17 protein-coding genes and 1 pseudogene are annotated in these 21,604 nt (G+C 37.4%); 11 read left to right on the forward strand and 7 right to left on the reverse strand.

The window, feature by feature from the left end; genetic code table 11:
• Positions 1-69: 69 nt before the first annotated feature.
• Both B176_RS0101545 and pdeM read left to right on the forward strand, forming a co-directional pair.
• Positions 70-2,559: a ligase-associated DNA damage response DEXH box helicase gene (locus B176_RS0101545; RefSeq protein WP_017257007.1), complete on the forward strand. Its 2,490-nt coding sequence runs from the start codon at positions 70-72 to the stop codon at positions 2,557-2,559.
• Between the two features lie 182 nt (positions 2,560-2,741).
• A complete protein-coding gene (gene pdeM / locus B176_RS0101550; protein ID WP_017257008.1) occupies positions 2,742-3,380 on the forward strand; it encodes a ligase-associated DNA damage response endonuclease PdeM in 639 nt (212 codons plus the stop codon).
• Between the two features lie 132 nt (positions 3,381-3,512).
• On the opposite strand, the pseudogene B176_RS18810 reads toward pdeM, so the two are convergent.
• Positions 3,513-3,746, reverse strand: a pseudogene (locus tag B176_RS18810) (nucleotidyltransferase family protein); the annotation flags it as partial.
• Positions 3,747-3,886: 140 nt separating this feature from the next.
• On the reverse strand, positions 3,887-4,756 hold the full coding sequence (locus B176_RS0101565; protein ID WP_017257010.1) for a UbiA family prenyltransferase: 870 nt from the start codon (positions 4,754-4,756) through the stop codon (positions 3,887-3,889).
• Between the two features lie 39 nt (positions 4,757-4,795).
• Here B176_RS0101565 and B176_RS0101570 point away from each other — a divergent pair, with 39 nt between their 5' ends.
• The 6 genes from B176_RS0101570 to B176_RS0101595 all read left to right on the forward strand — a co-directional run bounded on the left by B176_RS0101570 (position 4,796) and on the right by B176_RS0101595 (position 10,597).
• A complete protein-coding gene (locus B176_RS0101570; protein WP_017257011.1) occupies positions 4,796-5,902 on the forward strand; it encodes a type III polyketide synthase in 1,107 nt (368 codons plus the stop codon).
• On the forward strand, positions 5,895-6,590 hold the full coding sequence (locus B176_RS0101575; RefSeq protein WP_017257012.1) for a methyltransferase domain-containing protein: 696 nt from the start codon (positions 5,895-5,897) through the stop codon (positions 6,588-6,590). Before B176_RS0101570 ends, B176_RS0101575 begins: the two co-directional genes overlap by 8 nt.
• Positions 6,591-6,641: 51 nt before the next feature.
• A complete protein-coding gene (locus B176_RS0101580) occupies positions 6,642-7,772 on the forward strand; it encodes an NAD(P)/FAD-dependent oxidoreductase (protein WP_017257013.1) in 1,131 nt (376 codons plus the stop codon).
• A gap of 21 nt (positions 7,773-7,793) precedes the next feature.
• Positions 7,794-8,858, forward strand: a complete 1,065-nt coding sequence (locus B176_RS0101585; RefSeq protein WP_017257014.1) for a sensor histidine kinase — start codon at positions 7,794-7,796, stop codon at positions 8,856-8,858.
• 63 nt (positions 8,859-8,921) lie between these two features.
• Complete coding sequence (locus tag B176_RS0101590) at positions 8,922-9,563, forward strand: DUF47 domain-containing protein (protein WP_017257015.1); 642 nt, start codon at positions 8,922-8,924, stop codon at positions 9,561-9,563.
• A 23-nt stretch (positions 9,564-9,586) separates the two neighbouring features.
• Positions 9,587-10,597 (forward strand): inorganic phosphate transporter, encoded by a 1,011-nt coding sequence (locus tag B176_RS0101595; protein WP_017257016.1) that lies wholly within the window; start codon positions 9,587-9,589, stop codon positions 10,595-10,597.
• A gap of 131 nt (positions 10,598-10,728) precedes the next feature.
• Here the strand turns inward: B176_RS0101595 and B176_RS0101600 are convergent, their stop codons facing one another.
• The 4 genes from B176_RS0101600 to B176_RS0101615 form a co-directional block, all read right to left on the reverse strand.
• Positions 10,729-11,259, reverse strand: a complete 531-nt coding sequence (locus tag B176_RS0101600; protein ID WP_017257017.1) for a DinB family protein — start codon at positions 11,257-11,259, stop codon at positions 10,729-10,731.
• On the reverse strand, positions 11,256-11,951 hold the full coding sequence (locus B176_RS0101605; RefSeq protein WP_017257018.1) for a YjjG family noncanonical pyrimidine nucleotidase: 696 nt from the start codon (positions 11,949-11,951) through the stop codon (positions 11,256-11,258). Before B176_RS0101605 ends, B176_RS0101600 begins: the two co-directional genes overlap by 4 nt.
• Before the next feature lie 174 nt (positions 11,952-12,125).
• A complete protein-coding gene (gene upp / locus B176_RS0101610; RefSeq protein ID WP_017257019.1) occupies positions 12,126-12,767 on the reverse strand; it encodes a uracil phosphoribosyltransferase in 642 nt (213 codons plus the stop codon).
• Positions 12,768-12,820: 53 nt separating this feature from the next.
• Positions 12,821-14,077, reverse strand: coding sequence for a polysaccharide deacetylase family protein (locus tag B176_RS0101615; protein WP_017257020.1), 1,257 nt, complete (start codon positions 14,075-14,077; stop codon positions 12,821-12,823).
• A 161-nt stretch (positions 14,078-14,238) separates the two neighbouring features.
• On the opposite strand from B176_RS0101615, the gene uvrB reads away from it, so the two are divergent.
• The 3 genes from uvrB to B176_RS0101630 all read left to right on the forward strand — a co-directional run bounded on the left by uvrB (position 14,239) and on the right by B176_RS0101630 (position 17,913).
• Positions 14,239-16,272: an excinuclease ABC subunit UvrB gene (gene uvrB, locus B176_RS0101620; protein WP_017257021.1), complete on the forward strand. Its 2,034-nt coding sequence runs from the start codon at positions 14,239-14,241 to the stop codon at positions 16,270-16,272.
• Positions 16,273-16,325: 53 nt separating this feature from the next.
• Complete coding sequence (locus tag B176_RS0101625) at positions 16,326-16,604, forward strand: DUF4834 family protein (RefSeq protein ID WP_017257022.1); 279 nt, start codon at positions 16,326-16,328, stop codon at positions 16,602-16,604.
• Positions 16,605-16,740: 136 nt separating this feature from the next.
• Positions 16,741-17,913, forward strand: a complete 1,173-nt coding sequence (locus B176_RS0101630; RefSeq protein ID WP_017257023.1) for an aminotransferase class V-fold PLP-dependent enzyme — start codon at positions 16,741-16,743, stop codon at positions 17,911-17,913.
• A gap of 165 nt (positions 17,914-18,078) precedes the next feature.
• Here B176_RS0101630 and B176_RS0101635 read toward each other — a convergent pair whose 3' ends face one another.
• Complete coding sequence (locus tag B176_RS0101635; protein WP_017257024.1) at positions 18,079-21,480, reverse strand: glycosyltransferase; 3,402 nt, start codon at positions 21,478-21,480, stop codon at positions 18,079-18,081.
• Between the last annotated feature and the right edge of the window lie 124 nt (positions 21,481-21,604).

Raw genomic sequence — 21,604 nt, forward strand, 5'->3', positions numbered from 1 at the left:
TGACGAAATGTAAATGAAATCTCCTAACTTAATGACATTGCCCTATTTAATTCAAGTTTTAAATAATCTATGGAGCTAACAAAAACCAAAGGCTATAAAAAAGTGAAGGCTTGGCTTAAAGCCGATAAAAAAAAGCCATTCAAGTTTCAAGAAGATGCCTGGCAACATTATGCAGATGGATACAGCGGTTTGGTTAATGCGCCAACAGGATTCGGTAAAACCTATTCGCTGTTTTTGGCGGTGGTTATTGATGCTTTAAATCAGCCCAAAGCGAAAGGAAAAAAAGAAAAAGACCGATTGCAGTTGATTTGGATTACACCGCTTCGTTCTTTAGCTAAGGATTTGGCTAGGGCCATGCGACAAACCTTGCTGGAATTAGAGTTGGATTGGATGGTGGGCGTTAGAAACGGCGATACATCGCAGGCAGAAAAGCTCCAGCAAAAAAAATCAATGCCCGAAATTTTGCTGATTACTCCAGAAAGTATTCATTTATTGTTGGCGCAAAAAAACTCTTCCACACTTTTTAAAAATCTGAAATGCATAGTTGCCGATGAATGGCATGAGCTTTTGGGCAGCAAACGTGGCGTTTTGGTTGAGCTCGCTTTATCGCGGATTAAAGGTTTACAAAAGCAGGCAAATAATGAGGTTTTGCGGGTCTGGGGAATTTCAGCAACTATCGGGAATATTGAAGAAGCCATGCAGGTTTTAACTCCAAATGCAGAAAGTAAACGCATCATCATTAAAGCAGATTTAGAAAAGAAAATTGAGATTAAATCTATCCTTCCGGATGATATTGAAACTTTGCCTTGGTCGGGGCACCTCGGCTTAAAGCTGGCTTACAAACTCTTGCCCATTATCGAAAAAAGTAAAACCACTTTAATTTTTATCAATACCCGTGGGCAAACGGAAATGTGGTATCAGCATTTACTGAATCTGGAACCAGAATTGGCAGGTCAACTCGCTATTCATCATGGCTCTATCGATTTTGAGTTGAGGAACTGGATTGAAGACGCTTTGCACACTGGTCAGCTGAAAGCGGTAATCGCCACTTCCTCTTTGGATTTGGGGGTGGATTTTAAACCCGTAGACACGGTGGTGCAAGTCGGTTCGCCAAAAGGCGTTGCCCGATTTTTACAACGAGCGGGTCGGTCCGGACATTCGCCATACGAAACCTCCAAAATCTATTTTTTACCTACTCACGCTTTAGAATTAGTGGAAGCTGCGGCGATAAAAGAAGCGGCGAAAAACCTGGATATTGAAAGTAGAGAACCAGTAATTATGGTTTTTGATACGTTGATTCAATACTTGGTTACTTTGGCCATAGGCGATGGTTTCGACGATAAAATCATTTACGAAGAAATCAAAAACACCCACGCTTTCAACATGATTTTACCCGAAGAGTGGGATTGGGTTATGCGATTTATTACTTACGGCGGAGAAAGTTTGACTGCATACCCCGAGTTTAAAAAAGTAGAAAAAGACGAAGAAGATGGTTTGTGGAAAGTTAAAAGCCGGCAACTGGCCATGCGTCACCGTTTGCATATTGGAACTATTGTGAGCGATGCCATGTTAAAGGTCAAATTTTTATCTGGCGGATACATTGGCATGGTTGAAGAATATTTTTTAAGTCGGTTAAAACCCGGAGATAATTTCCGTTTGGCGGGAAGGGTTTTGGAGTTTGTGCAGGTAAAAGACATGACCGTAATTGTTCGATTGAGCAAAAAGAAGAATGCCATTTCGCCAAGTTGGTTAGGCGGGCGTTTGCCGTTATCATCAAACCTTGGAGCGGTTTTACGTAAAAAATATAACGAAGCGTTAGACGAAAATCAGCAAGATGAAGAATTAAAAATCATGCGTCCATTGTTTCAATTGCAAGAAAAACGTTCTCACGTCCCAAAAAACGACGAACTTTTGATTGAGCTCATCAATAACCGAGAAGGATTTCATTTGTTCGCTTATCCATTTGAAGGGCGTTTGGTTCACGAGGTTCTGGCGGCGTTGGTCGCTTACCGCTTAAGTAAATTATTACCGATTACTTTTTCCATTGCGATGAATGATTATGGTTTTGAGCTTTTGAGTGATATCGAAATCCCGATGGATGATTCGATTGCTTACGACGTTTTTTCTCCAAAAAATTTAACGCAGGATATCACTTTAAGTATAAATTCTACGGAAATGGCGAGGCGTAAATTTAGAGATATCGCTTGCATTTCGGGATTGGTTTTTCAAGGCTACCCCGGGAAATACGTCGCGAATAAACATTTGCAGTCATCTGCAGGTTTGTTTTTCAATGTTTTTAGCGATTTCGACAAACATAATTTACTTTTACGGCAGGCTTATGACGAGGTGTTTTACCAACAATTGGAAGAACCTAGACTGGTTGCGGCATTAGAGCGAATTCAGAAATCAAACATCATCATTACACATCCAAACAGTTTTACACCGCTATCTTTTCCGATTAAAGTGGATAGTTTAAGAGAAAGCATGAGCTCCGAAGCTTTGGAAGAGCGCATCGCTAGGATGAAAGCAGATTCGGATAGGAAGTTAGAGGGGAGTTAAAAGTGTAAAGTTAAGCGTTAAAAGTCCTGAACGGCTGATTGAAGTGCCAAATTACGAAGTGACACTTTAAACATCGGCACAACCTAATGAAATCCTACATAATTTTAGCGCACTAATAAAACTCATAAGTAAACCAGAAAAGCAATTTAAACTTTCTACTTTAAACTTTCCACTTTTTAAGAATGACCATCAACAGCCACGGAGAAGAATTGATTTTAGATCAGGAACGAGCAATCTATTTACCAAAAAACAAGCTCTTGGCGATCTCTGATTTGCATTTAGGAAAGTCGGCACATTTTAGGCAGGCGGGTGTTCCCGTTCCTGCAACGGTTGCTCAACAAGATTTAAGCAGGTTGGATGCAATTCTACAAAAATATAAACCCAACACTTTGCTAATTAACGGCGATATGTTCCATCATGGCTTAAACACGGATATCGATGAATTTCATCAGTGGCGAAGGAAGTATCAACAAACTAATTTTTTATTGGTTAAGGGAAATCACGACAGATTAGCAAACGCAGATTATGCTTCCATGGATATTGAAATTCACGAACCCAGCTTTTGTGTAGGTCCGTTCTGTTTTATCCACGATGCACCAAAATGCACCGAAGAAGAACTGTATCCCATCAGCGGACATATTCATCCTGGCGTAACGATTGTTGGCAGGGCCAAGCAACGGTTAAAATTCCCTTGTTTTTATTTCGGAAAAGATTATGCAGTAATGCCGGCATTTAGCGTTTTCACAGGCTTGTATAACATCAAACCTAAAAAAGAAGAGCAGGCTTATGCGGTTACAAAGGAAAGTGTGGTGAAGATATAGGTGATACGGAGATTAAACACCTATAGCATATTTAATCTTTTAAAAGCTCTTGAATCTCAGCTTTTAAAGAAACTTTCTACTTCTAAAATAGCATCTAGGATATCGAAAAGCCAAATCTGTATATTATTATTATTATCCATATACCAATTGCTTCTGCTGATTTACTGATTTTTTAAAATATGGGTTTTTAATAGCTTTCTCTTCCAATAAATCGATTGGCTTTTTAAGTAGTTCTTGAAGAGAAAATTTGAAGTCAAAATAATTGTCAGCATAATCTTCAACTGGAATGTTGGCAAAATCAACAATCAAATCAATATCGCTTTCCGAATTGTAGTTTTCGGTTAACACAGAACCAAATGCATGTAATGTCTTAACTTGTGTAACTTACAAAGTTTATAAATATCAGGAATAAATACCTTTAGCCTTTCCATTTGTGCTTTATTTATCAGCTACTTTACAATTTTTTGAGGATAGTAACTCGATAACTAATAACGAGTATTATAAATCTAGGTCCCCAAAAACACCAACCATCCAAAATAAACCAACATCATCACGCCACTAATCAACGTCATCCGCATTGCGTTGACAAAATTTGCATTTTTCGTATCCTTCAAAACTTGTAAAAACCACCAAATAAAGTAAGCCAGAATAGGCAAGGAACAAATTGCAAAAACGTAAAAATTCAATAATTTACCGGCTAACATCCAATAATAAAACATCAAGCTTAAGCCGATGAAAAATACCGTGGCAGAAAAAATAAAAGAGCCTTTATAACCCAACAATAAACTCAAAGTATGGTCGCCTCTTTTGCCGTCCTCCTCATGCTGATAAATTTGTGTTAGCGGATACGATGCACCAATTAAGCAGGAAGAAATCAAACAGGCTATAAAATCTTCCGAATAAAAACCTACAATTGGCGAGGTGATTGCGGTAAAACACATATAATAAACAAAGCCCCCCTGGAAAATAAATACCACTAAAAAGCTAACAATAGGATATTTTTTCAACCGCACAGACGGATGACTGTAAGCTTTTGATAGAAGATTATAAATCAAAATACAAACACAGAATTTTATATTTACCAGCAAAGCAAGCAACACCGCAATCCATTCCAAGCAAATTGACGTAATATATAATGTACGGTTTACTTTTGGAGGTGTTTTTATAAGAGCTATACTTCCTTCGTCTTTATCAAAATAGCTATTATAACCATTACTTGCTGGGTAAACTAAAAAATGAAGAATAAAAAAAACCAGTACGGCATTAGTATTGTTAACAATGGGTACGGTAGCCAATGCAAACAAAAAAACGGGGAGTAATAGTAAAGAAAAGGGTAAGCGTAGGTGTAATAAAACGCTCCTAAAATTTTTATTCATCAAAAATTAATATTTAATAAAATTAGAAAAATAGATTAGATGAGGAGCATTATTTCGGCAATTGGCACCAGTAACCCTTCCAATAAATTTTCTCAAGAACAGATTTTTGAGTTCATGAAAGAAGCGCATCAACTGGACGGCGAAAATGCTCGCAGACTGCATAAACTGTATCAGGTTTCTGGAATTGAGCATCGTTATTCTGTTTTAAATGATTTTGGCGCTGGTAAAGGGAATTACGAATTTTTTGGAAACGAAGCTGGTCTGGAGCCTTTCCCAACCACAGCCCAACGTGGTGATATTTTCCAAAAAACAGCATTAAATTTATGCCTTTCGGCGATTGATCATTGCTTTGCCAAAATAAAAAGCTTTGATGTTAAACAAATTACCCACCTTATCACGGTAAGTTGTACTGGAATGTACGCCCCGGGTTTAGATATTGAAATAGTAGAAAATTTAGGCTTAAAGCCGAATGTTGAACGTACCTGCATTAACTTTATGGGATGTTATGGCGCTTTTAATGCGCTGAAAGTTGCAGATTATATTTGCAAAGCAGAACCGAAAGCGAAGGTTTTAATTGTAGATGTGGAGCTTTGTACTTTGCATTTCCAAAAAGAAAACACTTTGGATAATTGGTTGGCAAATTCGCTTTTTGCCGATGGCGCATCTGCTATGTTAGTACAAAATGAAACCTATGCTGAGGAAAAATTGTTTGAAATCGATACCTTTTATACCGAAGTAGTCACTGAAGCCAGAAACGAAATGGCCTGGAAAATTGGGAACCATGGTTACCAAATGCAACTGACTAATAAGGTTTCTAAACAGATAAAATCGGGCATTAAAGGTGTTGCCGAAAAATTGCTAGAAAAAGCGCAATTGACATTTGATGATATTGAGGCCTACGCCATTCACCCTGGCGGGAGAAAAATTTTGGAAGTTTGTGATGAAGTTTTTGATTTGGATGCAAATCAAAGTGAAGCGAGTTATGAGGTGCTCAAAAACTACGGCAACATGTCGTCCACCACCATTATATTCGTATTGGAGGAGCTGAGCAGAAAGGCATCGCCACAAGAATCCGGTAAAAATATTTTAAGTTTTGCATTTGGTCCGGGATTAACGTTTGAAAGTATGATTTTAAAATATGCCTGATTTTAGCCACAGAAGTACCGAGGAAGAAATAATGGACAATTTCGCACTGCCATCAGCGGAGATTGACCCTGTTTTGGCAGAGTTAGAGACCATCAATAAACTGTTAGGCGGTTTTTCTGTTTTTTACGATGCTTTTAAAAAGCTCAATATCAGAAACGGAGACGTGATTTGTGACTGGGGCTGTGGTGGTGGCGATAGCCTTAAAGTATTGGATAAATATTTTAGAGAACAAAATATAAAACTCAATTTTGTAGGCGTAGATGCAACCGAATCCGCAGTACAATATGCAGTTCGAGCAAGTAAAAATTACCCGGGTTTAAGTTTTCGTTTGGCTGATGTTTTAAAAGAACCATTTAAAGAAAATGAGTTTGATGTAGTCATCAGCTCTCTTTTTACACATCATTTTGACGATGAAGCATGGGTAGCTCTGGTTAAAAAAATGCTACATGCTTCAAAAAAAGCAGTGATTATTAATGATTTGCACCGCCATCCGCTGGCTTATCATTCTATTGGCTGGTTAACGCAATTGTTTTCCAAATCGCCAATGGTAAAGCATGACAGTAAGTTATCTGTTTTACGAAGTTTTAAAAGACAGGAATTAAAAACGCTTTTACAAAAAGTTGGCGCAAAAGATTACAGCATTAAATGGATGTGGGCTTTTAGGTGGCAGGTTGTTATCCATAAATAGGATTTTTAGGGCTTAAAGCTTAAAGCTGATGTGACGAATTAATAAATACAGATGACTTTAAAAAAACCAACAGTTATTGTTATCGGCGGTGGATTGGCGGGTTTAACCAGTTCCATTCTACTCGCAAAAAATGGCTTTGAAGTTACGCTCATCGAAAGAAAAAAATATCCTTTTAACCGAGTTTGTGGAGAATATGTAAGCAATGAAGTTTTACCGTTTTTGCAAAGCATCGGCTTTAAGCCTGATGATTATGGTGCCTCCCGAATCGGTAAATTAATCGTGACCTCGCCGAAAGGAAATGCACTAAAAGCTGATCTAGATTTGGGGGCTTTTGGAATTAGCCGTTTTACCTTGGATAATGCTTTGTTTGAAATCGCTAAAAAAGCAGGAGTTGATTTTTTATTGCAAACCAAAGTAAACGACGTTCAATTTGCCGACGAAAAGTTTACTGTACAAACAGGTGGAAAAACGCTAACAGCAGACTTGGTCATTGGTGCTTTTGGTAAACGCTCCAACCTCGACCAAAAGCTAAATCGTAGTTCTTTTTACCACCGCAGTCCGTACATTGGTGTTAAATATCACATCAAAACAGATTTTGCGAAAGACACCATTCAGCTGGATAATTTTAAAGGTGGATATTGTGGTATCAGCAAAATAGAAAGTGATTTATACTGTCTATGCTATTTGGTAGAAAACAGATACCTCAAAAAATTTGGTGGTATCGCAGAAATGGAGGAAAACATCCTACACCAAAATCCACATTTAAAAAACCTTTTTGGCAATTCTGAATTTGTCTGGCAACAGCCGGAAACCATTAACGAGATTTCTTTCCGTAAAAAATCATTGGTAGAAAACCACATTTTAATGTGTGGCGATACCGCCGGAATGATTGCGCCACTTTGCGGAAACGGAATGGCTATTGCCATACACTCCGGAAAAATATTGGCTGAACAAATTGTGGTTAAATGCTCAACGGGGCTAAATTCAAAAAAGCGACTTCAACTTGAATGGTCATATTTGGACACTTGGAACAACAAATTTGCCTTACGATTAAAAATCGGCAGAGGGATTCAACGGCTTTTCGGGAATAATTTACTGACAGAATTGGCTGTGTCCGCTCTAAAAAATTCTCCTTCGCTTACCAAAAAAATAGTGGGACAAACGCATGGTAAATCGTTCTGAAATATTAGCTATATTAGTTTTATGAAGTTACGGACGCTTGTTTTCTTAAATGCCTTTGCAGTGGGCATTTCTATTGCTGCAGTAAACCTTTATTTCCAACATAAATGGTTTTATTTCGCTATCTCTTTAGTTATTGCCACCATTGTGAGCTATTTTGTTTTTTACTATCTAATAGAGAAATACGTTTACTCAAAAATTAAGGTTATTTATAAAATGATCCATAGCCTTAAACTGGGTAAAGATTTAAAGGATGCTTTGGGTGAGTACGTAAGTCCAGACCCGATTAACGATGTAGAACAAGAAGTGAAAGAATGGGCCAGGGATAAAAAGCTTGAAATTGACGATTTAAAAAAGCAGGAACAGTTCCGTCGCGAGTTTCTTTCTAACATCTCCCACGAATTTAAAACCCCGATTTTTGCAATAGAGGGATATGTTGAGGCTTTGCAGGACGGTGCCATAAACGAGCCTGAATTGGCTCAAAGCTTTTTAAACAAAGTTTCTTCTAACGTTGATCGTTTAAGTGTGCTTATTAAAGATTTAAATGAAATATCAAGGTTGGAAACAGGCGAAATCCCTATTAATTACCAAAAATTTGAGATTACTGCTTTAATCAAAGAGGTAATGGAATCTTTAGAGCTAAAAGCCGAGAAGTATAAAATAAAGCTGATTTTTAAAGAAAAGTACGATATACCAACTTGGGTAAAAGCCGATAAAGAGAAAATAAGGCAGGTTCTAGTAAATCTGATTGATAATTCCTTTAAATATGGTAAAGAGAACGGTTCTACTTTTGTAACAATTTTCCCCCTACATGACCAATATCTTATCGAAATTACCGATGATGGAATGGGTGTAAATGAAGAGCACCTGCCTCGTTTATTCGAGCGTTTTTACCGTACAGATAGCAGCAGATCCAGACAGATTGGTGGCTCGGGCTTAGGATTGGCCATTGTAAAGCATATTGTAGAGGCTCATCACCAAACTATTAATGTAAGAAGCACACAAAAGTTAGGCTCTACTTTTGGCTTTACAATAGAGAAGTTCAAAGATAATGTGATCAATATCCCTATGATTAATACAGATGAATAGTAAAGCTTAACATTATCTTAACATTGAGATGGTAAATTTGTAGCCTAAATATAAAGCTTAACAATGAATAATATTTTTTCTTATTTCATTCCAAAAGACAAAAAGTTTTTTCCGCTTTTCGAAAGTGCAAGTGCAAACTTAGTGAACATGTCTGTACTGATTAAAAAATTAGTAAACACAGATGATCTAAAGGTAAGAGAACCTCTTCATAAAGAGATTGAGGAGCTTGAACACTTAGGTGATAGCATTACGCATCAGATTTACCTAGAGTTAAGCAAAACCTTTATTACTCCTTTTGATAGGGAAGATATCCATACTTTAGCGACTGCTTTAGATGATGTAGCTGATTATATCCACGGAAGTTCTAACCGGATTTTACTATATAACGTACATGAGTCAACCGAGCCTATTAAAAAATTGGCAGAGCTAGTCGGCCAAGCTTGTGTAGATGTCGATAAGGCCATTAAGGAGTTGAAAAATCTGAAAAATATAAGGCTGATTGCTGATTCATGCATAAGAATCAATAGCATAGAAAACCAGGCAGATTACGTTTTTGATAAGGCAGTTGGTGATTTGTTTGATTTTGAAGATGATGCCAAGGTAATTATGAAATATAAAGAAGTTCTTAACGGATTAGAAACCGCAACAGACAGATGTGAAGATGTTGCTAATGTATTGGAAACCATTTTGGTTAAAAATGCTTAATTCTAAATCCTAAAAAAACAAAAATGATTACTACCCTTCTTGTTATTGTTATCATTCTAGCTATCGTTTTTGACTTTATCAATGGTTTTCATGATGCGGCAAATTCTATAGCAACCATTGTTTCTACAAAAGTTTTAACGCCTTTCCAAGCAGTGTTATGGGCTGCCACTTTTAACTTTGCTGCGTACTTTTATTTTACAGATCATAAAGTTGCAGATACTGTTGCCAAAACTGTGTTTGCACAATATGTTACTTTAGAAGTTGTGCTTTCTGGTTTGGTTGCGGCTATTCTTTGGAACTTACTAACTTGGTATTATGGCATTCCATCTAGTTCATCACATACCTTAATTGGTGGTTTTGCCGGTGCAGGTATGGCAAAAGCCCTGTCTTTAGGCGAAAATGCTTTGGTTGCTGTAAACTTTGATCCAATTATAAAAGTAGTTGCCTTCATTGTGCTAGCACCAATCATAGGTATGGTGATCGCAATTATAATCAACCTCATCATTATAAATATTTCCAAAAATGCTCGGCCATCAACTGCAGAAAAGTGGTTTAAAAGATTACAATTAGTTTCTTCTGCCGCTTTAAGTTTTACCCACGGAGGTAATGATGCACAGAAGGTAATGGGAATTATTTTTGCAGCTTTATTGGCTAATAATTTAGTAGAGCCCGGGCAGCCTATGCCAGAGTGGATTCCGCTGAGCTGTTATGCAGCAATTGCACTAGGTACCATGAGTGGCGGCTGGAAAATTGTTAAAACGATGGGCACAAAAATCACCAAAGTAACTTCTTTGGAAGGTGTAAGTGCGGAAGCAGCCGGTGCGGTAACTTTAGGAATTACCGAACATTTTGGTATCCCAGTTTCCACTACGCATACCATTACTGGTTCCATTATCGGAGTTGGCTTAACAAAAAGAATTTCTGCAGTAAAGTGGGGAGTTACCTACAGCTTAATATGGGCTTGGGTATTAACCATCCCGGTTTCTGCTACTTTAGCTGCCATAGCGTTTTTTATAACGCACTACGTTTTTTAGTAAAATTTAAATAATTTACAGCTCAATGGAGAAATTCATTGGGCTTTTTTTTGTTTTTTTCTTAGTTAAATAGGCGGACAAAGTCTTTTTTTTGTTCTTTACCTTATGACAAAAGGGCTGTTACTACAGTATTAGTTTATGGAATTACTCAGCATCTCCCCAATCCTTTTGATTTGCTTTTGATGGTGTTTACTATGTACATAGATAAAGCGCAACCAAGATTTGGCATCTAAATAACCTAACCGTGGGTGTTTGACTTTGTAATTAGGATTGAATTTAGAAAAACCTTTTTCTAGCTCTGTAATCTTCTTTACTAAGCGTATAAGTTCATTTGATGCTTCCTCTTTGCTTATTTTCTTAACACTCGCTTCTAAAACCTGCGGAACTTTAAATTTTCCAGGCGGAAAACGGCCAAAGAATAAAATTAGTCCGGCTCGCCAGTCTGGTTTACGAGTTTTTATTTCAGCACTTCTATTTAAACACTTTTCAATAGCAATCACCGATAACAAATTGGCGCTTAAAATATGCGCATAAACTTCAGAGAAAGACCAACCACCTTGTTGAGGAGTAGTTAGAAAGATATCGTTGTTTAAAGTTTTTAAAAATTCCCCGTAGAACTTCAGGCTTTCTAAAACTTTTGCACTTTCCGATTTTACACTCATAATAAATCAATAAGTTCTTTTAAATGGTTGATTTGCCAATTGATGTCATGCGGTTTTTCTGCGTGGTGCGGATTAAAATAGATTGCATCCATTCCGAAATTCAAAGCGCCCCGTATATCTGCTTCCAAACTGTCTCCAATCATTAAACTGGTTAAAGTTTCGGCATTTGCAGTATCAATAGCATGTTGGAAAATAGCTTTATCGGGCTTGTTGATGCCGATAACTTCGGATATAAAAACGTTTTTGAAATAAGGCGTTAAACCCGTGTTTTTTACTTTGTGTTGGGTGGCTTCTTTAAATCCGTTAGAAATCAAATGTAAATGATACTTTTCTTGTAGGTAGCTCAAAGTTTCATGCGTATGCGGAAAAAGATTCATTTTGGTGGGGCAGATATTGATATAATCGTCCTCAAACTGAGCTGGAATTACTTCCTCACTTAAGCCTAAATCTATAAAAGTCTTTTTAAATCGGGTTTCCCGTAAAACAGTTTTACTGATTTTTCCTAAATGATAATCTGCCCAAAGTTGGTGGTTGTTTGCGGTATAAGTTTCAATAAAAATATCGCAGGAATTTAAACCTAAATTACAAAGTTTATAGCGGTGGTATAACTCGTTTAACGTTTCCTCTGCGTTCTTGTCGAAATCCCAAAGTGTATGGTCTAAATCAAAAAAAATGTGTTGGTATTGTTTCAATTTTATTCAGTTGTTAAAAAATGCTGTTGGGTAAATTTATCAATAAATGTTTTGATATAAATAGTAAGATTTCTATTCCGTAATGACCGTAATATTAGGAGAGAACTATCGCTCGATATGAAGAATGAGGTCTTGCTTTTTGATATAGCTCTGTGATCTCCGTGTTCTCTGTGGTTAAACCTTTTGTCCAAAAGCTAAATCGCCAGCATCACCTAAACCCGGAACAATATAAGCTTTGGTCGTCATCTCCTCGTCTATAGCGCCTAACCAGAATCTCGCGTTTGGAACGTTTGCTTTAACGTGTGCAATCCCTTCTTGGCTGGCAATTACCGAAACAATATGTAATTCCTTGATTTTGTAGTTCGCTAAAATCTCTTTACAGCACAAAACCATACTTCTGCCTGTAGCCAACATCGGGTCACAGATAATTACCGTTTTACCGTTTAGGTCTGGTGTAGAGACATATTCCATTTGAATTATAAAGTCTCCCGACTTTTTGTGTTTTCGATAGGCGGAAATAAAGGCCGAGTCCGCATGATCAAAAATATTTAACATACCTTGGTGTAGTGGTAAACCAGCTCTTAAAATAGTAACCAAAACAGGTAGCTCTTTAATCATTTTTACATTAGACAAGCCCAATGGCGTTTGTACCTCAAATTCCTCGTAAGGCAGTACTTTGCTAATTTCGTAAGCAAAAACTTCACCCAGTCGCTCCATATTTCTACGGAAACGCATCGAATCTTTTTGTACATCCGCATCACGGATTTCTGCCATAAAATGGTTGGCAATCGTATTATGGTTGCTGAGTATAAACATGGTACTTAAAGATAGGGCTTTTTAACTAAGAAATTTATTTGTTGCACAAAGATTTACCGCTCCCTGCTCAAAGCCAACATTTGTTCATAAACGGTTTTCCAGCCTTTCCAAACTCCAAAATCGTTTACAGATTCATTATGCCATAAACTTATAAAGGTGCCGTTTACAGTTTTTACATTTCGCACCAACTCTGTAATAAACGCCAAAGCATCATCGGGTGTTAAGTTCATATACCTACGTAGGGTTTGGTCCATCACCGCAGTTGGGTAAAGTGTTAATGTTGTGCATTGTTCTGCCTTTAAATCATACCAAAAAAATGGCGTACAGGTGCTTGCTCTAAATCCTGCAACATCGGCGAAAGCCAAAGTATAATCTGCTTTTATTCCAGCATCAACTAAAGCTCGGTAGGTTTCGGGAAAGCGTAACATGAGGTAATGCTGCCTGCTGATTGTGATTTCCGAATCTGAAGCTTTTTCCAGCTGTCGTTTTTCTTCTTTTACCTCATCGGGATTTAAAGCTGCGAAATAAGATGGATGAATTCCGATTTGATGTGTTTTTACTGCTTGCTGAATTACGGATTGGTATAACTTATTTGCCGAACCCGGTGAACCATCATTCGCGTGTTTTGTACCGACTAAGAAAAAGTAAATGGTATTTAGGTTAAAACGTTTATCCCAATTAGCTACCTGTTGGTAAACATCAAAAGGGTCTTTTTTAAATCTGCCTAAAGTAAATTTTGCTAATCGTTTAACAAATCCATCGTTTTTAAAATAGAATGGACGGTCAATATCTAAGGTTGGGATGTATTTAAATTCTCGTTTCTTAACTTCAAATTTAGGAAAAGCTTTTGTAATGATATTCGCAATTTCATAAGCCCATTCATCTATTAATGGTCGTTTTAAAAAGCCGTTTTTATAAGCTACGGAAGCTTTTCCTTCGAATCGTTGGTGTTCATCTTTTTCTAAAAATGTGTACTCCTCATATCTGGATAAAAGAAAAAAAGTAGCTGCAAATACATCAAAGCCAAATGCAGAATTGTTTACAGCAAAAGGTATTTTTAATCCGTTATAATCGGCGAAAGCTAAATTTTGTTCTGTTATTGCTGTTTCGTCAGTAAATGAATTTTTTTTAAAATTTAAACAACCTGTAATTAGCCTTTTGCTGTAGATAATTTTCGGACCGTTGTAACTTTTGAAGTAGTTCAAATCGTGACAAAAAGAAAAATCTACACCTAATATATTTCCAAAAATATGCTGAAAAACATAGCTAATCCTTGGGTTTATTTTCTCAGTACAAATGAGTAAAGCCATAAGAAAGTAAAAATGCGATTATAAACTGAACAACTGCAAACCAAAACGCATAAAAATTAGTTTATATACATGAACAGTCGATGTTCTTATAAGGTTTGATGATGAGGGATTTATCTGAAAAGGTAAATCCCTTTTTACGTGTTAATATTTATCTTTGAAAAATGGATTTTAAAATCAACTCCCACTATAAGCCAGCCGGCGATCAACCTACAGCTATTAAACAGTTAGTTTCTGGGGTTGACTCTGGGGAAAATTATCAGACTTTATTGGGTGTTACGGGTTCGGGCAAAACCTTTACCGTTGCTAACGTAATTCAGCAAACGCAAAAGCCCACCCTTATTTTAAGCCATAACAAAACCTTGGCTGCACAGCTTTACGGGGAGTTTAAACAGTTTTTTCCCGATAATGCGGTCAACTATTTTGTTTCTTATTACGACTATTACCAGCCAGAGGCATTTTTGCCAACCACCAACACTTACATAGAAAAAGATCTTCAGATTAACGAAGAGATAGAAAAATTACGTTTGCGCACAACGTCGTCCTTGATGAGTGGCAGGCGAGATGTGATTGTTGTTTCGTCCATTTCCTGTATTTATGGTATGGGGAATCCCGAAGACTTTTCTGCTTCGGTTTTTAGGTTTGGTGTGGGAACCCGTATCAGCAGAAATGCTTTTTTGCACCGTTTAGTCGAGATTTTATATTCGCGTACCACTGCAGATTTTAAACGCGGAACGTTTAGGGTAAAAGGCGATACGGTTGATATTTACCCAGCATATCTGGACTTGGCTTACCGTATTTCTTTTTTTGGTGATGATATTGAAGAGATGACGGTAATTGATCCAGGCAGTGGAAAGACCATTGAAAAAATGGATCAGGTGGCGATATTTCCGGCCAATCTTTTTGTTACACCACGCGATAGATTTACCAGTGTTTTACATCAAATTGGTGAAGATATGGTAGACCGAAAGGCTCAACTGGAAAGAGACGGACGTTTTTTAGAAGCTAAACGTTTGGAAGAGCGTACCAATTACGATATGGAAATGATGCGGGAATTGGGTTATTGTTCTGGAATTGAAAACTATTCGCGTTATTTTGATAACCGCCAACCGGGTGCAAGGCCTTTCTGTTTGTTAGATTATTTTCCGGATGATTATCTTATGGTGATTGACGAAAGCCATGTGACGGTTCCGCAGATTAGAGCGATGTACGGCGGAGACAGATCTCGTAAACTTTCCTTGGTTGAATATGGTTTCCGTTTACCTGCCGCTTTGGACAATCGGCCTTTAAACTTTCAGGAGTTTGAAAATTTAGCGCCACAAACTATTTATGTAAGTGCCACACCTGGAGATTATGAGTTAGAGAAAACCGAAGGTGTTTTTATTGAGCAGGTAATTCGCCCAACTGGTTTGTTGGATCCATTAATTGAAATTAGGCCAGTGGGCAACCAAGTGGATGATTTGTTGGATGAGATTGACAAAACCATAAAAATGGGCGACCGTATTTTGGTTACTACGCTTACCAAAAGGATGGCGGAAGAGTTGGCAAAATACATGGACAGGCTCAACATCAAAGCCCGGTACATCCACTCTGAGGTTAAAACCTTAGAACGTGTAGAGATTTTACGTGGGTTACGTTTGGGCGAGTTTGATGTGTTGATTGGGATTAACCTTTTACGTGAAGGGTTGGATTTACCAGAGGTTTCTTTGGTGGCTATTTTAGATGCTGATAAAGAAGGTTTTTTACGCTCAGAGCGATCATTGATTCAAACCATTGGTAGAGCAGCAAGGAATGATCGAGGTCGGGTAATTATGTATGCGGATAAAATTACAGATTCCATGCGGGTAACAATGGAGGAGACAGACCGCCGCAGAGAAAAACAGATTCTTTATAATGAGAAACATGGTATTGTACCAAAAACTGTGGGCAAATCCAGAGAAGCTATTATTGAGCAAACTTCTGTAATGGATTTTAAAGGTGGCGTACAGCAAATTTACACTGAAGACAATGCTGAGGTTACCTTGGCAGCAGATCCAATTGTGCAATACATGACTAAACCTCAGTTAAAGAAATCTCTGGAGAATACTAAAAAAGATATGCAGACTGCAGCAAAAGAACTCAACTTTTTATTGGCGGCAAAGCTACGTGATGAGATGTATGCGTTAGAAAAAATGATGTTAGAGAAATTTGGAGCGTAACATTACGCAAGAATTGTAGTCAAATTGCGTTAAAGAATTATATTTGCAAAACCATGGGCTTACTAAAGTTTTTATTCATAGCAATCTGTGTACTTTATCTGATTAGGATTCTGGCTCGTATATTTTTACCGTTTTTATTTAAAAAGGTAGTGAATAATATGCACCAGAAGATGAATAACCAGCAAGAAGCATATCAAAAATATCAAGGGACTTATCAAAAGCCAGAAGGCACTGTTTCTGTAGATTACGTTCCGCCTGTAAAACCTCACAAACAAGTTAAACTGGATGATGCTGGTGAGTTTGTGGATTATGAAGAGGTAAAAGAAAAATAAAGTTTCTTGTTTTTCGAGTTCACCTTTTGTATGTTTTAAATCGCTGTTTTACTGGGGTTTAATTATAGTGATTGATTGCGCACAAAAGTACTCAAACAGCCGGTATTGAGATTAACCATCCAAACGTTTAAAATTTATGAATGACCAGGAAAAGCTGAAAGAACTGTTTTTATTGGATAAAAACATCTGCTTTTTAAATTTCGGATCTTTTGGCGCTTGCCCTAAACCTATTTTCGAAGAATATTTGCGATGGGCTTACGAGCTGGAAAAAGAACCTGTACAGTTTCTGGTGAACAATGCTCCAAAGCTTATTGAAACCGCTCGAATAGCTTTATCTGAGTATGTTAACTGTCATCATGATGATTTGGTCATTGTTACCAATCCTAGTTATGCAATTAACATGGTTGTTAAAAGTTTAGCTTTAAAAGCTGGCGATGAAATTTTAGCTACAAATTTAGAATACGGCGCCTGTGACCGGGTTTGGGAGTATTATACCCAAAAAGTGGGTGCAAAATACGTTAGGCAACAAATTACCTTACCTTTTTACAGCAAAGCAGATTTTGTAGAAAACTTTTTTGAGGGTCTCACGGATAAAACCAAGTTTGTTTACCTTTCTCATATCACCAGCGCCACTGCTTTAATACTACCAATAAAAGAAATTTGTGCCATTGCAAGAAGCAAAGGGTTAATAACCATTATTGATGGCGCCCACGCACCGGGGCATATTCCTTTAGATCTTATAGATTTACAAGCGGATATTTATACTGGAGCCTGCCATAAATGGATGATGACCGCAAAAGGGAGCTCTTTTTTGTATGTAAGAAAGGATTTACAGCATTTATTTGATCCCTTGGTGATTAGCTGGGGCTATAAAAGTACGACGCCTTCTCATTCTCAGTTTATTGATTATCATCAGTTACAGGGTACAAGAGATTTTTCCGCATTTCTCACCATTCCAAAAGCGATTGAATTTATGCAAGAAAATAAATGGACTCAGGTGGCAAAAAACTGTCGCGAGATTACACATGCCAATGCCAGTCGTTTTTGCGAATTGTTTGATACAAAACCACTAGCGCCTATAAATGATGAATTTATGGGGCAAATGTTCAGTACCAAAATAAAGTGTAGCCAGCCAGATGTTTTGCAACAACATTTATTTCAAAAATATAATATCGAAGTTCTTATTTCAAAAAATGAAAGCGACCTATTTGTTCGTTATTCGATAAATGCTTTTAACTCGCAGGCTGATTTAGATAAGCTATTTGTTGCGTTGAGCGAGATTAAAGAAAAGGGAGTATTGCTGAGTTAAGCATGATGGAAATTCTTTTCTGTGGAAAGTGTTTTGGTTAAACATGTATAAATTTAGGCTGTTCGGGATGTTAACGCAGCGCATCTCGAACTTCGAATAATGCGGATTTGCAATCCGCTTCTTTACAGAATAACTAGCAATCATAAAGAAACACGCTAACTGCGATTAACCACTTGTTTTTACATTTCCAGTCCTTGTTAAAACGCCCCATCCACTCATTTCACCTTTTAGCGCTTTCCTAATTGCTTTAAACAATACATAGTACATCAATTGTCGCCATACAAAACGTTGGGGTATAATATAAAGCAGTTTCTTAAGTGGTTCTTTTTCTATTTTAAACGCAAAGCAGGCAAAAATCAGGTCAACTACCACAAAAATTGCATAGTAAAACACCATCAGTCCAAAGCTGGTTTTTAAAGAGAAAGTACTTTCTATCGCCGCAAGGTTAAACGCACCTAAATCAATTAAATTCCAAATTCCGCTGATTAAAGCGCCAAACATAAATAAATCGGCAAGCGGTGCAAACAAGGGCAATATAATCTGGAAAATGAGGATATTAGGCATACCGATCATCCCGAAATAACGGTATTTTTTATTAAATAAAGCATCCCTGTTTTTCCAAAAGCTTTGCATTACGCCATAACTCCACCTAAAACGTTGTTTTAAAAACATATCAAATGTTTCTGGGGCTTCGGTATAAGCTATTGCATTGGTGCAGTTTTTAACAATGTAACCGGCTTTTAAAATACGCATGGTTAAGTCGCAATCTTCTGCCAAAGTATCGCTGGTAAAGCCTCCAACACTTTTAACCACGTCTTTTCTAAAAGCACCAATTGCACCCGGAATTACGGTAATGCTATTCAATACCTCAAAAGCTCTGCGGTCCATGTTTTGGCTGGTGATGTATTCTATAGACTGCCATTTGGTTAAAAAATTGTTTTCATTCCCTACTTTAACAGTTCCGGCTATTGCTGCAATATCTTTATGCTCGAAACCCTGCATTAGGTTTTTAATGGCGTCTTTATTCAGTTGCGTATCTGCATCAATACAAACAATAAACTCGTAATTACTTAAAGAAATACCATAATTTAATGCAGAGGCTTTTCCGCCGTTAGGTTTGGTGATAATTTTTACCTTATCGTTGCCTTTAAAGGCTTCGGTTACTAATGCTAAAGTATTGTCTTTTGATCCATCATCTATAAAAAGCAGTTCTAAGGTTGAGTAATCTAATGCGAGTAAGCTTTCTATTGTTTTTACTACCGTAATTTCTTCATTGTAAGCAGGTATTAAAATGCTTACCGGCGGATAGTGCAATTGTATGGAACAGACTATTTTCTTCTCTATGTGCCGTTTTTTTAACGCTAATACGGTAATGATAAACAGCCGGACTAATGCTAAAACTATGGATAAAATAAATACATAATAAAGAAATTTATTGGTGTAGAAGAACGAGCTTACAAATAGCTTGTCGGCTTGCCCAATTAAGCCACTATCTGCATCATCTGCTATGAGCGGCATTACCTCGGCTTTTGTTTTACCTAAAATATCGGCAACCGTAGTAAATTTGTAACCCAGCTTACGGTAGTAATCTATAATGCGAGGCAATGCATTTATGGTTTGGGTACGGTCGCCGCCTGCATCGTGTAATAAAATCACACTGCCTTTATCGTGTTGCGCAATTACGCCTTTAACAATTTCATCGGCGGTAACCCCCGGTTTCCAATCTTGTGGATCAATAGATTCGCCAACGTTGATATAGTTTTCTGCCCGGCTTTGCGCAACTGGTAAAACTTCTGCTCTTACCTGCGGTTCTGCATCGGCATTGTAAGGGGCTCTAAATAAAATGGTGCTTCTGCCGGTAATGCATTCAATTAATTTGCGGGTGGCGTTTAATTCAAAAACCACCCTTGCTTGGCTAACTTTTGAAAGATCGGGATGAAAAAAAGTATGGTTCCCAATTTCGTAACCAGCGTCATAAACATCTTTAACCAGAGGGATATTGTTTTCGGCCATTATGCCCACCATAAAAAAGGTGGCAGGCACTTTCTCTCTTTTTAAAATTGCTAATATCTGTGGAGTGTAAGTTGGATCTGGACCATCGTCAAATGTTAAAATCACCTTTTTATCAGCTTTCCCAAATTTGTTAATTACGTATTTTGTGGGTAAAGAAACGTACTGCTGATCAATAATGGTTTTGCTTGCCGAGTCTACTTTTAGCGTAAGCTTTCCTTCTTTTGGTGTGGTAACTAAATCTAATATTTCCCCGTCTCCCGTATAATTTATACGATCGTTAAGTTCAACTTTTGTAAGTTCCTTACCTTTATAGTTCTGTTTATTTAATGCCTCAATGGTTAAATCTCGCCTAAAAAATTTCCAAAGGCGAGGGTCTTCAGAACCTAAGCGCCACAGCGCAATACCACCAATACCCCAATCGTCGGCTTTGCGCATGATGTTGAAATTTGTAGCTGCATCGGTAAAATAAACTTGGTGTTTTACCTTACGGTTATCGGTATAGTTATAATGGAGGTTTCCCGATTTTGGATCGAATAAAACTTTTGCATTGTATTGCTGTGCGTTGGAAATAGCGGTTTGGTAGGTCATGTTTATGCCTACACTGTTCTCTGGCCAGTCAAATCCGTAGCCTGCAATTGCCAAAATTACTTTAGCGCTTGGAATTTCATTGCATATTTTGTCTAACTTTTCCTCTACCCAATCTTGGTGAGATATGTCTCCAGGATTGCTCAGTTCGGTATGCTGATCATAAGCCATTAAAAAGATATAATCGTTGTACTTTACCAGCTCTTTTACGTTATAATCGTCGTTATCCGGAGAAATATCTTGCGTAACCAATAGCCCGTTTTTATGCATGGTTTCATAAAGTTGCTTTTGGAAAGCAATTAGGTATTCATCAGTAGATTCGTTCAACTCTTCAAAATCGATGTTTATACCGTCTAATCTGTATTTCTTTAACTGATAGACCAGATTATTGATGAAATGTGTAGTGTGCGTAGAGGAGTGGATTATTCTACGGACTGCGGCACCGTCCCAATCGCCATCGATGAAGTTTTTGACAGAGGCAACCACCTTTTTATGATGCTTTTTTACAATTTTAATAACATCATAATCAATTTTAGTAGTGAGTTGGTCGGAGTCTTTTTTTACGAAGAAAAATTCGGGGATAACCCAATCGATTTTATTGATATGGTCATTTAGCGAGGTGTAAGACTGCGCATCCCAGTCAACAAAAAAGCCAACATTTATCCTGTTGGCGTTGTTTGGATGTAGTTTTTTGTAAAGTTCGCGGTCTTTTTTGAGTTGGATAAGTTTGCTTTTGGCAATGCTAAACTCTTTGTATTTTGTTGATTTTTTTAGCTGTGCTACATTTTTTATACTGTAAGAATTGTAGGCTTTGCTTAAATCGGGGAGGGCGGGATATTTTTTAGAGGCTATGGTGATGATTACACATATTATGGAGATGAAGATGCTAAAGAACAACAACCTGCTTATCCATTTAAACCGCTTCCATCTGTTACTTGATGGGGTTTGAAAAATCTGTTTCGAGTGCATTTTCTTTGTATAAAAGAACTAAGCAAATGACGTTAAATGATTGGAAAAATGGTTGTTAATTAATGTTAATATTTTCGGTTGAGATTTTGCTTTTTCCGATGCCGAATTGGGTTTATAAAAAGAT

Source organism: Pedobacter arcticus A12 (assembly GCF_000302595.1).
Classification (GTDB): Bacteria; Bacteroidota; Bacteroidia; order Sphingobacteriales; family Sphingobacteriaceae; genus Pseudopedobacter; species Pseudopedobacter arcticus.

Coding starts and splice junctions, on each gene's coding strand:
- B176_RS0101625 (WP_017257022.1), top strand. CDS start 16,326: ATGGGCTTACTAAAGTTTTTATTCATAGCAATCTGTGTACTTTATCTG.
- B176_RS0101585 (WP_017257014.1), top strand. CDS start 7,794: ATGAAGTTACGGACGCTTGTTTTCTTAAATGCCTTTGCAGTGGGCATT.
- B176_RS0101630 (WP_017257023.1), top strand. CDS start 16,741: ATGAATGACCAGGAAAAGCTGAAAGAACTGTTTTTATTGGATAAAAAC.
- B176_RS0101580 (WP_017257013.1), top strand. CDS start 6,642: ATGACTTTAAAAAAACCAACAGTTATTGTTATCGGCGGTGGATTGGCG.
- B176_RS0101595 (WP_017257016.1), top strand. CDS start 9,587: ATGATTACTACCCTTCTTGTTATTGTTATCATTCTAGCTATCGTTTTT.
- B176_RS0101545 (WP_017257007.1), top strand. CDS start 70: ATGGAGCTAACAAAAACCAAAGGCTATAAAAAAGTGAAGGCTTGGCTT.
- B176_RS0101600 (WP_017257017.1), bottom strand. CDS start 11,259: ATGAGTGTAAAATCGGAAAGTGCAAAAGTTTTAGAAAGCCTGAAGTTC.
- uvrB (WP_017257021.1), top strand. CDS start 14,239: ATGGATTTTAAAATCAACTCCCACTATAAGCCAGCCGGCGATCAACCT.
- B176_RS0101590 (WP_017257015.1), top strand. CDS start 8,922: ATGAATAATATTTTTTCTTATTTCATTCCAAAAGACAAAAAGTTTTTT.
- pdeM (WP_017257008.1), top strand. CDS start 2,742: ATGACCATCAACAGCCACGGAGAAGAATTGATTTTAGATCAGGAACGA.
- B176_RS0101565 (WP_017257010.1), bottom strand. CDS start 4,756: ATGAATAAAAATTTTAGGAGCGTTTTATTACACCTACGCTTACCCTTT.
- B176_RS0101570 (WP_017257011.1), top strand. CDS start 4,796: ATGAGGAGCATTATTTCGGCAATTGGCACCAGTAACCCTTCCAATAAA.
- upp (WP_017257019.1), bottom strand. CDS start 12,767: ATGTTTATACTCAGCAACCATAATACGATTGCCAACCATTTTATGGCA.
- B176_RS0101575 (WP_017257012.1), top strand. CDS start 5,895: ATGCCTGATTTTAGCCACAGAAGTACCGAGGAAGAAATAATGGACAAT.
- B176_RS0101635 (WP_017257024.1), bottom strand. CDS start 21,480: ATGCACTCGAAACAGATTTTTCAAACCCCATCAAGTAACAGATGGAAG.
- B176_RS0101615 (WP_017257020.1), bottom strand. CDS start 14,077: ATGGCTTTACTCATTTGTACTGAGAAAATAAACCCAAGGATTAGCTAT.